Here is a 12,840-nt window from a genome sequence, read left to right as displayed (position 1 = left end):
CTTGCCCTGTTGGTTTTGTTAGGCGCGCAAAAAAACAAAAGCGGGCCGAAGCCCGCTAGTGTAGTCGCTTTGCCAATCGGGCGCAGCCGCGTCCGTATTGCAAGTTTATTTCTTGCGTTTGGAGGCCGGAGCAGGGACGAGCTTCGGTGCTTCGGTGCCTTCGTCGGTGGCGAGTTCGGCCACCGGTGCCGCGGCGGGGTGGGGGACGGCAGCTGCGCGCGCGGCGCCCTTGCCGACGGCCTTGGCGATGGCTTTCGGTTCCGCGACCGGGACCGGCTCGGCGGCCAGCGCTTCAGTGCTTGCCGCGGGCGCGGCTTCCGGTTCGGCCACCACCACCGGTTCGGACACGGGAGCGAAGGCGGCCACCGGATGCGCTTCCACCGCGGGGGCGGCTTCCACGGCAGCCTCGACGACGGATGCGGCGGCAGCGGCCGCTTCGACCGGCGCGGCGGCAGCCGACGCGGTGGCGTCGGCCACGCTACGCTCGATCACTTCCACGGTCTCGATGGCCTGCGGCGCCGACAGCGCCTGCGGACGCAGGGGATACGGGCGCACCCCGGCAGCGATGCCGAGCAGCTCGCGGCCATAGGCGAACAGGCTGCGGAACTGTTCCTCGGCCTGGCCGCCGAGGCTGAGGACGTCGCGTGGATCGCGCGAGTTCACCAGTGCGAGGGTGGCGCCGATGGAACGCTGCACCGAGTCGCGCGATACCGCCAGGTTGAGAGCAGCCACGCGACTGGCGCTTTCGAGGGTCTGGCTGGCAATGGAATTGAAGAAATCGAACTGTGCTTCGAACTGGGCCTTGCCTACTGCGGAAAACTGGTCACGGGGAGAAGTCATGAGATTTCCTTGTCAGTCATTTTATGGCGCACTGCAATATAACTAGTGTAGCCATGATTGGCCGGTGTTGCAAAGAACTTATTTTGTAGTTTAAGTATGGAAATCTTGCGTTGCAGCATTATCAAGGTCTACGGATTTTGCTTGACCGTCCGATCCGACGGGAAATGGTTACAATCAGGGAGACAACAGGAGGAGCGCGCATGGATCTCGTGATTCGCAACGCCAGCCTGCCGGACGGCAGCCGCGGCATCGACATCGGCATCAACGGCGAACGCATCGCCGCCGTGGAAAAGCGGCTGGCCGCGCAAGGGGCGCGCGAGATCGACGCCTGCGGCGACCTGGTCAGCCCGCCCTTCGTGGATGCGCACTTCCACATGGATTCGACGCTCAGCTACGGCATGCCGCGGGTGAACCGCAGCGGCACGCTGCTGGAAGGGATCCGCCTCTGGGGCGAGCTCAAGCCCCAGCTGGCGCAGGAGGCGCTGATCGAGCGCGCCCTGCGCTACTGCGACTGGGCGGTGGCGCGCGGGCTGCTGGCGATCCGCACCCACGTCGACATCTGCGACGACCGCCTGCTGGCTGTCGAAGCGCTGCTGGAAGTGCGCCGCCAGGTCGCGCCCTACCTCGACCTGCAGCTGGTCGCCTTTCCCCAGGACGGCCTGCTGCGCAGCCCCGGCGCCTTCGACAACCTGAAACGCGCCATTGCGATGGGGGTCGACGTGGTCGGCGGCATCCCGCACTTCGAACGTACCATGGCCGACGGAGCGGAATCGATCCGCCTGCTGTGCGAGTACGCGGCGCAGCAGGACCGGCGCGTGGACATGCATTGCGACGAGACCGACGACCCGATGTCGCGCCACATCGAGACCCTGGCCGCCGAGACCCGGCGCCTCGGCATGCAGGGCCTGGTGGCCGGCTCGCACCTGACCTCGATGCACTCGATGGACAATTATTACGTGAGCAAGCTGCTGCCCCTGATCGCGGAGAGCGGTGTCGCGGCAATCGCCAACCCGCTCATCAACATCACCCTGCAGGGCCGCCACGACACCTACCCGAAGCGGCGCGGCATGACCCGGGTGCCGGAGCTGCTCGCGGCGGGCGTCGACGTCGCCTTTGGCCACGACTGCGTGCTCGACCCCTGGTACGGCATGGGTTCCGGCGACATGCTGGAAGTGGCGCACATGGGACTGCACGTGGCGCAGATGACCGGGGTGGAGGCGATGCACCAGTGCTTCCTGGCGGTGACCGAGACCCCGGCGCGCATCCTCGGCCTCGAGGGCTACGGGCTGGCGCCGGGCTGCAAGGCCGACCTGGTGCTGCTGGACGCCGGCTCCACGATCGAGGCGATCCGGCTGCGCGCGGCGCGCAAGCTGGTGGTGCGGCGCGGCGCCGTGGTGGCCGAGGCGCCGTCCGCCCGGGTGACACTGCACCTGCCCGGGCGGCCGGCGGCCACCGACTTCAGGATGCCGCAGCAGGCCGCGACGCAGGCGACAAAATAACCGCTCAAAAAGCCGCGCACGATTTGTGAAATCCATGACAATTTAAGGCTAGAATAGAACGCTTTAAGTTCGGTAACGCGTCCCTGACAGCCGTGAAAGACATCCAGATCCGCCCCGCCGGCGAGCAAGATTTCGATGCGATGTGGAGCATCTTCTGTGCCCACGTCGCGGCCGGCGAAACCTATCCGTTCACTACCGCCACCTCGCGCGAGGCAGGCCATGCCTACTGGCTCGGCCCCGAGGTGACGGCCTTCGTCGCGACCAGCGGTGCGCGCGTGCTCGGCATGTACCGCCTGGTGCCGAACCAGGTCGGCCGCGGCCACCACGTGGCCAATGCGTCCTACATGGTCAGTCCCTCGGCGCAGGGCGCCGGTGTCGGGCGCCTGCTCGGCGAGCACAGCCTGGTCGAGGCGCGCCGCCAGGGCTACCTCGCCATGCAGTTCAACTACGTCGTGAGCACCAATACCGCCGCCGTCCGGCTGTGGAAGAAGCTCGGCTTCTCGATTGTCGGCACCCTGCCCAAGGCCTACCGCCACAAGCGTCTCGGCTATGTGGACGCCTACGTCATGTACCAGCTGCTGCAGGATCCGGACTACTGGCCGACGGCGGACGAATGAGGCGCCACCCGCTTGAGGTCCTCCGTACCGAACGCCTGCGCCTGCGCCTCGTGGACACGGGCGATGCTCCGGTGTTCCTGGAACTGTTCAACGACCCCGCCTTCATCGAGCACATCGGTGACCGGGGCGTGCGCACCCTTGATGCCGCGGTGAAATCGATCGAGGACGGCCCGGTGGCAATGCAGCGCACGCGCGGCCATTCGATGTACATGGTGGAGCTGGCCGAGGAGGGCGTCCCTGTCGGCCTGTCCGGCCTCGTCAAGCGCGACACGCTCGAGGACGTCGACATCGGCTACGCCTTCCTGCCGCGCCACCGCGGCCGGGGCTATGCTTTCGAAGCCGCCCGGGCCGTGGTGGCGCATGCGCGCACGCTCGGCATCCCGCGCCTGGCGGCCATTACCACGCCGGGCAACGCCGCCTCGATCGCGCTGCTGCTCAGGCTGGGAATGCGCTTCGAAGGCAGGCGCGCGCTCGCGGCGGGCGAGCCCGAGCTGAACCTGTACGGGATGGCGCTGTAGCGCACCGCGCGCGGCGCGCGGTGGTGGTAGGATGGCGTTGCTAAGTACTCGACCAGAATACTCGACCAGAAATAAATGTGAGTTCTGGCAGCCAAAACACATTTATTTTGGAGCGAGTACTTGGAGCGCCTGACAAAACCTTCAGAGCAAGGCGCAACGTCGAAGACAGTACCCCTGTACGGCGAGACGGTGCAACGCAGCTATGGAGGTTTTGTTAGGCGCTCTTAGTCCACCAACCGTCAAGCGAACCATCGATGCCGATCACCGAACCGCGCCCCGATGCGCCGTTTTTCATTGTCCTGAACGCCGGGTCCGGTCATTCCGAGACCGAACTGCGGCGCTCGACCATCGAAAGCGTGCTGGCCTCCGCCGGCCGCAGTTGCACGCTGGAACTGGTCGACGACCCGGCCGGGCTGGCCGGGAAGGCGCGCAGCATGGCAGCGCGCGCCATGGCGGAAGGCGGCATCCTGGTGGCGGCGGGCGGCGACGGCACCATCAACACGGTGGCGCATGAAGCCGTGCTGGCCGGCTGCCCCTTTGGCGTCTTGCCACAGGGAACGTTCAACTATTTCGGCCGTACCCACGGCATTCCAGAAGACCTGGCCGAGGCCGTGTATGCGCTGCTGCGGGCCAGGATGCGGCCGGTGCAGGTGGGCCTGCTGAACAACAAGATCTTCCTCGTCAACGCCAGCGTCGGCCTCTATCCGAAACTGCTCGAAGAGCGCGAGCACGACAAGCGCCAGTATGGGCGCAGCCGTGTCGTCGCTTTCTTTTCGGCCCTCAAGATCGCGCTGCGACCGCACCGGCACCTGCGCATCACGCTCGAGCAAGACGGCAAGGAACGCCGCTTGCGCACCACGACCCTGTTCGTCGGAAATAACCGTTTGCAGCTGGAGCAGGTCGGGATGCGCGACGGCCTGATCGAGGCGGTCGAGGACGGGCAGTTGGTTGCCATCGCGCCCAAGCCAATGGGCAAGCTAGGCCTGCTGCGCCTGCTGGTGCGCGGCATGCTGGGGCACTTGGGCGACGACGAGGATGTCGAAGCCTTCGCCTTCAAGCGCCTGCTGGTGCGCACGCCCTCGGTCTACGGCCGCAAGCGCATGAAGGTCGCGGCCGACGGCGAAGTGGCGCAGATGGCGATGCCGCTCGAGTTCCGTGTGCTGGAAGGGCGGCTGCTCCTGATGTCGCAGGGACCGTCGCGCAAGGAAGCGCGGCCGGATCCCGGTGAAGCGGAAGCCGCCTGATTCAATTGACCCGCAACAGGCGAATTCCGTAGATGTCGAAGCGGTTCGACGGTCCGGTGAGTCCGCCCGCCGCGCTGAAGCTGCTGTTACTGTCGAGATAGCTCATATTGTAGAAGTCGCTCATCTCGATGCGGTAGCTGCCGCGCCCCAGGCGTGCCGCCAACGGCGTCGAATACACGGTCGGTGTATCCGCTTTTGCCAGCGGCGCATGCGGAAGCTGCACCACGCCCTGCGCCACGACCCGGCCGCGCCCGTCCTTCACGGCCAGCCACTTCACGCCGCCGCTGATCCCCAGGTTCACCTGGTTGGCCGCGTTGTGGTAGCGCACCTGCACCTGGTAGTTGCCGGCTGCCGGCACGGCGATGCGTTCCACGGCGAAGCGGTCGCCCGGTTGGCCCCAGCCTTCCAGGCGTACGTAGTTGCCGCCACTCGGGAAGCGCGGGTGCGGCGCACCGGGCTTGACGTTGGAGACGGTGCGCGGATCGGTGACGCCGATCTCGATGCCCGGGTCGACGCAGCGCGGCGCGCTGTGGTGGCTGCGGTTGCCGCTGGCCGTGAAGCGCGCCTCCACCGCATAGCAGCCATAGGGACTCGCGGAACGATCCAGCCAGCTGCCGGTGCCCAAGCCGTCGGCCACGCGCTTGCCGTCGCGGTACACGCTGTAGGTGACGCCCTGTTCGCCGGCGTTGCCGGCGATCTGCAGCGTCACGCCTTTGGCACCGCGCGTCACTGCAGCGATGGCGGGCTCGCGCGGGCCGAAGGTGGCGCCGCCATCGGCGTAGGGATCGTCCTTCACGCGGCGGATCTCCTGCTGGCCGGGCGCCAGCCGGCCGAGCACGATCTCGACCTGGTTGTGATCCAGGAGCTGGGCGAGCGGAATCCGCTCGCTGCTGCGCTTGCCGTTCACCAGGACCTGTTCCACCAGGTAGTAGCCGTCCTGCCGGCTTGCCACCGGCAGGCGCAGGCGCAGGTCGATGCGCTTGCCGTGCAGGCGCAAGTCGTGCAGCGCGATCTCGCCGGAAGCGGCGAACATCTCGCGCCGCAATCTGGCGGTGACGAAGGGGCGCAGCACGAGGGCGTCATCGTCCAGCGACACGCCGAACACCTCGCCCACCACCATGCCGAGGTAGGCGCCGACGGACCACAGCTGGCGCCGCGAATTGATCACCGGCCCGATCAGGTTCGGATGGCGTTCGTCGAGCAGCAGCGGCTGGCCGGACAGCCACTCGAGGTTCTCCATGTTCGACATGTTCAGCGCCGCGCCGCGCATGAGCGAGTCGATGGCGGCATCGGCCACCGCCACGTTGCCGGCGTGGGTGGCTGCCTTCAGGCCGTAGGCCGTGACGAAGGGCCACAAGGCGCGGTTGTGGTAGACCGGCATGCCCGGCTGCTGCGGGTAGATGACCGGCGCCCCCATCGGCCCATGCGGGTAGCGCGCCAGGATCGAGCGCGCGCGCTCCTCGCCCGCGACACCGCTGATGATGGCAAGCGACTGGCCGAGCCAGTCGAATTTGTGCATCGGCGCGCCGTCGAGGTGGCCGGCCGTCAGGCTGCTGTACATGCCGGCATCGTCGAGCCATAGCTGGGTGTTGATGGCGCGGGCCAGCTCGATCGCCCATTGCGCGTAGCGGCGGGCACGGACTTCGTCCCCATGCTCGCGCGCCAGTTTCGACCCCAGCTTGAGGGCCTGGACATGGCCGACGTTGGTCGACAGCGACTTCGAGGTCGACATGAAGGCCAGCTCGTTTGGAATCCAGGACGCATAGCTCTGGTCGCGCCAGTCGAGGAAGGATTGCTCGCCCATGTACAGGCCGCTCTTCTTGTCGAAGGCCGCGATGCGGTCGTTCTCGATGGTGTTCGTCAGTGCCCGCAGCGCGCGCTTCGCGAACGGCGCACGTTCCGCAGCGGGCAGGGTGCGCAGGGTTTCTTCCGCCGCGAAGGCCCAGGTGACGCGATCGGTGCTGACCGGCCAACTGCCGCCGCTGCCGGTGTCCTGCACGATCTGCATGCCATCCGCCGTCCCCGCCACTTGCGGGGCGATCGGCACGCCCTTGCGCCAGCCGGAGAGCTTGAACTCGAGCGAGTTGCGTACCCGCTGCGGGTCCAGCAGGGCCAGGCCGAGGTCGGCCGCATAGGACAGGTCGCGGGTCCACACGTAGTGCCACTTCTCGCCGGTCTCGAAGCACTCGCAGGGGATCGCGGCGCCGCCGTTGTAGTTGCCGTCGCGGATCTGGCTGACCGAGTCCAGGCGCATCTCGGCGCCTGCGAGTGCGAACAGGGCGTCGAAGGCCAGGTTGCCGGTGCGGATGCGCGGCAAGCCGGGCTGCTCGGCGTATTCCCTGTGCTGCGGTCCCGGATCGCGCAGGCTCAGGGTGGTGGAGTGGGCGTAGCGCCGCAGTTCCGCCTTGGGGTCGGGCGAGGAGAAGCGCGCGCTTTCCTGCTTGCCGTCCCAGGTCGGCCACGCGAGCGTGGCCACCGCTTCGCGCCCGGCATGCGGATCGTGGGCGCTTGCCGCCTGTGGCGTGTCCAGACGCACCACGCGCAGGGTGGGGGCGCCCGGGCTGGAGGCATCCACCGTGAAGCGGTAAGTGCCGGTCTGGCGCACGAACAGGTAGTCTTCCGGGCCGGCCTGGGTCTCGAGCCGGTAGGGCGTGCCCGGCGCCACCGTCACGCTCTTGTCGGCGTCAGCCACCCACTCGTCGCTCCAGTCGCGGCTGCCCACCTTGAAGGCATGGTTGCCGGGACTGACCAGGATGTCGGCCTCGTAGATGCCCTTGCCCTTGTGGACGAGGGCGTTGTCGGTACCCCAGCCGTTGAAGGCGCCGCGGATGTAGAGCTCCTTGTCCTTGGCGTGTGCACCCAGGCAGGCGAGGAGGGCGGCGGTCGCAAGCAGGCGGCGCTTCATCGTGCCGCCTCCAGTTCGACGATGACGGCGGCTCCGGCCGGCAGGCGCAGCTCCTTGCCCAGCTCGAAACGCTTGCCGCTCAGGACGTCCACGCCGGAGGGCACGCCGGCCAGCATTTCGCGGAAGCGGTAGGTGTCGAGCACCATCTCCTTTGGGTTGTTGTTGAAGGCGACCAGCACTTTTTTATTCTCATCGTAGCGGAAGTAGACATAGGTATTGTCGCGCGGGCCGTAATGCATCAGCTTGCCGCGATGGATCACCGGCTGGCCCTTGCGCCAGTTGGCCAGCTTGCGCACCAGCTCCTGGGCCGCACGCTGCTGCGCCGTAAGACCCTTGCCCGCGAAGGCATCGACCTTGTCGCCGGCCCAGCCGCCAGGGAAGTCGCGCCGGTAGCTGGCGTCGTCACGTTCGCCGGTGGCGCTGGTCATCAGGATCTCGTCGCCGGTATAAAGCTGGGGAATGCGCGGCATCGTCATCAGGAACACCATCATCATCCGGTAGCGGTCGAAGTCTTCGCCCAGCTCGCTCCAGATGCGCGAGACGTCGTGGTTCGCCTCGAACAGCACCAGGTTGCCCGGCTCCGGGTACAGGTAGTCGAGCGAGAGCGTCTCATATACATTGGTGAAGACGTTGCCGCCACGCTTGTCGGCGAGCGCCGTGCGCATGCTTTCCGCCAGCGGGAAGTCCATCAGGCTCGGGGTCGACGCGCGGTAGCCGTCGAAGTTGTCCTTGCCGCGCTGCCAGCGCGCCACCACCGGCACCAGCGTGCTCCATTCTTCGCCGACCATGTTCAGCTTCGGGTATTCCGCCATCAGGCGCCTCGTGTACTCGGACAGGAAGGCGCCGTCCGAATAGCCGAAGGTGTCGATGCGCAGCCCTGACAGGCCGGCATACTCGATCCACCAGATGTTGTTCTGGATGAGGTAGTTGGCCACCATCGGATTCGACTGGTTCAGGTCGGGCATGCTCTCGACGAACCAGCCGCGCGTGAAGTTGTCGGCGTCCTCCTTCGAGGCGTAGGGGTCCTGCACGGCGGTGCGGTGGTGCTGGGTCGGCACGAACTTGCCGCCGTAGTTGATCCAGTCCGGCGCCGGCAGGTCCTTCATCCACCAGTGCGAACTGCCGATATGCGACAGCACCACGTCCTGGATCAGGCCGATGCCGCGCTTCTTCGCCTCCCGGGACAGGCGGCGGAAGTCCTCGTTGCTGCCGTAGCGCGGGTCGATGCGGTAGTGGTCGGTGGCGGCATAGCCGTGATACGAATAGGCCGGCATGTTGTTCTCGACCAGCGGGGTGGGCCATAGCTGGGTGAAGCCCATGCCCTGGATATAGTCGAGGCGGTCGATGATGCCCTGGATGTCGCCGCCGTGGCGCCCCGAGCCGTTCTTGCGATCGGCTTTCTCCAGCGTATCCGCCGTAGAGTCGTTTTTCGGGTCACCGTTGGCAAAGCGGTCCGGCATCACCTGGTAGATCGCATCGCTGCTGTTGAAGCCGATGCGCTGGGCCGAGCCGGGCTCGCGGGCCAGCAGCTGGTAGGTGTAGCTGGCCTGGCGGCCGGCGCCCTTGAACATGATGTCGAATTTGCCTGGCTTCGCTTCCTCGCCGATCTCCAGGTCGATGAACAGGTAGTTCCCGCTGGGGACCCGGGTGACCGAGGCGATGCGCACACCCGGATAGGCCAGCGTGGGCTCGAGCTCGGCGATGCGTTCGCCATGCACCATGAGTTGCAGTCCCTTGTGCTGCATGCCGGTCCACCAGAACGGCGGCTCCATGTGGGCAATGGAAGGCTGGGCGTGGGTGGCGAAGGGGCTGAGGGCGGCAGTGCCGATCAGCAGGGTGGCGAAGAAGTGTCTCATAGGATTCGGGCGCTCCCATCCCGATGCAGCCTGCATGTCTGCGTAGTCAGACTACAGCTTTTGAACATCATCAAGAGAGGGAGGAACTGCCGCGCTTGGTTGTGTTGCACTGAGAATACTATGAACTGACTACAAGGCACAAACAAGTTGCAATTTCATAATCTAGTCAAAGTACAGATTTTCGACTGGGCATATGTATTTCCTAGTAGAATTTATACACCGCCGTGCCACGCTCTCGCGCGAGGCGTGCACCGACTTGGTGCGTTTCCAGGCAATCGGGTCACTAAAATAGGTATTTGTAGTCCGACTACAGTCGTCTGTATGCACTTGTGTACCCCAAATACAACGGAAAAGGCGTGCTGTGCTGCCGATTTTCTGAAAAACATGCCATTATCGTAGTAACAAGCAACTCCCGTTGACAGTGCATCTAGTTTTAATACAGAATCCTTGACAGAACGTTTAAATACGTTTGCTTGAGGCTGCCGTGCAGCTGCCGGTCGCGCTGTAGTTTCGGGAAAAAATTATTGGTCTTTATTGAGGGGACAAATGAATATCTTCGCAACCAAGCGCGCTGGTGAGCCAGCCCGCCTTGCATTCCAGCTGAGCCCGGTCGCTGCCGGCTGCGCAGTTTTCCTTGCGGCCATGGCCGGCAACGTCAACGCACAGACCTCGGGCACCACTGCAAACACCCCAACGGTCGACGGTCCAGTTACTACCGTGACCGTGACCGGCATCCGTCGCGCAATCGAGACTGCGATCGGCGTCAAGCGCGAGTCGACCGGCATCGTTGAAGCCATCTCTTCCGAAGACATCGGCAAGCTGCCGGATGTCTCGATCGCCGAGTCGCTGGCCCGCCTGCCGGGCCTGTCGGCACAGCGCGTCAACGGTCAGGCCCAGTCCATCAGCATCCGCGGCACCTCGGGCGACCTGTCGACTGCGTTGCTGAACGGCCGCGAACAGGTCACAACCAGCTCGGACCGCACCGTCGAATACGACCAGTACCCGTCGGAACTGATCAACGCCGTGACCGTGTACAAGACCTCGGATGCCAGCGTCGTCGGCCAGGGGCTGTCGGGCACGGTCGACCTGCAGACCATCAAACCGCTGTCGCTGCGCGAGCGCACCATCAGCGTCAACGTGCGCGGCGAAAAGAACTCGAAGGGTTCGATCAGCGCCGGTTCGCCGGACGCCGGCAGCCGCGTCAGCGCTTCCTATATCGACCAGTTCGCGAACCGCACCATCGGTATCGCGATCGGTTACGCGCGCCAGGACAAGCCGAACGTCGGCGAACAGTTCGAAACCTGGGACTGGGTTGATTCCGGCGGCAACCCGAACGTGAAGGTCCCGAAGGGCATCAAGGCCCTGGCGATTACCGGTGACCAGGTGCGCGACGGCCTGATGGGCGTGCTTGAATTCCGTCCGAACCGTAACTTCAGCTCGACCCTCGACGTGTACCACTCGCGCTTCGACCAGGAAGAGATCCGCCGCGGCATGGAAATCCCGCTGAAGGACGACGGCAACGTCACCTTCACCAACGGCCGCACCGTCAACGGCGTGATGGTCGAGGGTACCGCCAACAACGTCAACCCGGTGGTGCGTAACAACCGCATGACCCGCGAAGACAAGCTGACCGCCTTCGGCTGGAACAACCGCTTCACCTCGGGCGACTGGGTCGGCATCGTCGACCTCAGCCGTTCGAAGGCGGACCACCGCGAAGAGCTGATCGAGATCAACGCCGGCCGTGCCGCGCGCCAGTCGCTGAAATTCTCCTATGCCGGCGGACAGATCCCGACCCTCGGCCTGAGCGGCGTCTACGACGATCCCTCGCAGATCGCGATCGGCGGCCAGTTCGGCGAAGGCTACGTCAACGCGCCGTACATGACCGACAAGATGACCTCGGCGCGCGCCAGCGTGGAACGCAAATTCGACAGCCCGCTGTTCAGCAGCCTGGAAGTCGGCTTCAACGTCTCCAAGCGCGAGAAGGAAAAGCAGCATCTGGAAACCGGCTTCTCGAAGATCGGCAGCGGCACCTTCGCAGCCAACGTCGTGAACGGGTCGCAGGACCTGTACGGCCTGCCGAATACCCTGAGCTGGGATATCCCGGGCGTGCTGAGTCAGAACTTCGGCCCGTTCACGCCGGCCATCCTGGTCCCGTGGGGCGCCACCAAGAACTGGACCATCGACGAGAAGGTCAAGACCGGTTACGCCAAGCTGAACATCGACACCGAACTGATGTCGATGCCGCTGCGCGGCAACATCGGTGTCCAGGTCGTCAAGACCGACCAGAGCTCGACCGCCAACACGCTGCGCGCCTGGCCGTTCGCCGACCTGGTGCCGCTGACCGACGGCAAGAAGTACACCGACTACCTGCCGAGCGTCAACCTCGCGTGGAGTCTGCCTGAGCAACAGTTCATCCGCTTCGGCGCCGGCAAGACCCTGGCACGTGCCAAGCTGAACCAGCTGAACGCGGCGCTGGAAGTCGGCCTGACCGCCCAGAGCACCGGCACCCCATGGGGCAACGGCGGCAACGCCCAGCTCGATCCGTGGCGCGCCAAGCAGGTTGACCTGTCGTGGGAAAAGTACTTCGGCAACAAGGGCTACGTGTCGGCAGCAGGTTTCTACAAGGACCTGACGTCGTACATCTACACCGTGACCACGCCACGTGACTTCTCCGAATACCGCTTGGTCGGCGCCACCTCGAACATCGGCACCATGACCCAGCCGCGCAACGGCGAAGGCGGCAGCATCAAGGGCCTCGAATTCGCGGCCTCGGTTCCGCTGGACATGGTCCACCCGGTGCTGGACGGCTTCGGCGTCACCGCCAACGCATCGTTCACCAATAGCGAGATCACGATCCTCGACCAGCGCTTTGCCGGCATGAACATCCCGCTGCCTGGCCTGTCGAAGCGTGTGTTCAACGTGACCGCGTACTACGAGAAGGAAGGCTTCTCGGCACGCGTCAGCCAGCGCTACCGCAGCGACTTCGTCGGCGAAATCGGCGGCATCGGCGGCGCGACCGAGCTGACCTACGTAAAGGCTGACAAGGTCGTCGACCTGCAGCTGGGTTACGACTTCAAGTCGATCCAGGGTCTGTCGGTGCTGTTCCAGGTGAACAACCTGACCGACACCGCCTTCCGCAGCTACGCCGGTACCGAAGACCGCCCGCGCGGCTACAGCAAGTACGGCCGCCAGATGCTGTTCGGCCTGAACTACAAGCTGTAATCATCCCGCTCGCCCCCTTCGGGCGCGCCGCAACCCTTGCAGGCAGCAATGCCTGCAAGGGCTTTTTCTTTTTTACTGCAGAACAAGGCCCCGCAGTTTGCGACGGGCTCCCGGGCGACAGTGTAAACTGGCGCCTTCG

At 65.3% G+C, this 12,840-nt stretch carries 8 protein-coding genes; 5 read left to right on the top strand and 3 right to left on the bottom strand.

Annotated features, from left to right (window positions below; all coding sequences use genetic code 11):
- Positions 1-105 precede the first annotated feature (105 nt).
- The gene (locus tag MA09_RS01990; RefSeq protein ID WP_051933083.1) at positions 106-840 is read right to left on the bottom strand and encodes a phasin family protein; all 735 of its coding nucleotides are present in this window, start codon (positions 838-840) and stop codon (positions 106-108) included.
- A 200-nt stretch (positions 841-1,040) separates the two neighbouring features.
- On the opposite strand from MA09_RS01990, the gene MA09_RS01985 reads away from it, so the two are divergent.
- The 4 genes from MA09_RS01985 to MA09_RS01970 all read left to right on the top strand — a co-directional run bounded on the left by MA09_RS01985 (position 1,041) and on the right by MA09_RS01970 (position 4,718).
- Positions 1,041-2,339, top strand: coding sequence for an amidohydrolase family protein (locus MA09_RS01985; RefSeq protein ID WP_036244790.1), 1,299 nt, complete (start codon positions 1,041-1,043; stop codon positions 2,337-2,339).
- Positions 2,340-2,431: 92 nt separating this feature from the next.
- Positions 2,432-2,956 (top strand): GNAT family N-acetyltransferase, encoded by a 525-nt coding sequence (locus MA09_RS01980; protein ID WP_036244789.1) that lies wholly within the window; start codon positions 2,432-2,434, stop codon positions 2,954-2,956.
- Positions 2,953-3,474 carry a GNAT family N-acetyltransferase gene (locus MA09_RS01975; RefSeq protein ID WP_036244788.1) on the top strand — a complete coding sequence of 174 codons (522 nt, stop codon included), beginning with the start codon at positions 2,953-2,955 and terminating at the stop codon, positions 3,472-3,474. The genes MA09_RS01980 and MA09_RS01975 overlap by 4 nt, the downstream gene beginning before the upstream one ends.
- 254 nt (positions 3,475-3,728) lie before the next feature.
- Positions 3,729-4,718 (top strand): diacylglycerol kinase family protein, encoded by a 990-nt coding sequence (locus MA09_RS01970; RefSeq protein WP_036244785.1) that lies wholly within the window; start codon positions 3,729-3,731, stop codon positions 4,716-4,718.
- Between the two features lies 1 nt (position 4,719).
- Here the strand turns inward: MA09_RS01970 and MA09_RS01965 are convergent, their stop codons facing one another.
- Positions 4,720-7,623 carry an esterase gene (locus MA09_RS01965; RefSeq protein ID WP_036244784.1) on the bottom strand — a complete coding sequence of 968 codons (2,904 nt, stop codon included), beginning with the start codon at positions 7,621-7,623 and terminating at the stop codon, positions 4,720-4,722.
- Positions 7,620-9,479, bottom strand: a complete 1,860-nt coding sequence (locus MA09_RS01960) for a glycoside hydrolase family 13 protein (protein WP_036244782.1) — start codon at positions 9,477-9,479, stop codon at positions 7,620-7,622. The genes MA09_RS01965 and MA09_RS01960 overlap by 4 nt, the downstream gene beginning before the upstream one ends.
- Before the next feature lie 546 nt (positions 9,480-10,025).
- On the opposite strand from MA09_RS01960, the gene MA09_RS01955 reads away from it, so the two are divergent.
- Positions 10,026-12,701 carry a TonB-dependent receptor gene (locus tag MA09_RS01955; protein ID WP_036244780.1) on the top strand — a complete coding sequence of 892 codons (2,676 nt, stop codon included), beginning with the start codon at positions 10,026-10,028 and terminating at the stop codon, positions 12,699-12,701.
- Positions 12,702-12,840 lie beyond the last annotated feature (139 nt).

The organism is Massilia sp. BSC265, assembly GCF_000740675.1.
Classification (GTDB): domain Bacteria; phylum Pseudomonadota; class Gammaproteobacteria; order Burkholderiales; family Burkholderiaceae_D; genus Telluria.
The sequence above is the reverse complement of the archived record's forward strand: the minus strand, read 5'-3'. Positions and strand labels throughout refer to the sequence as shown.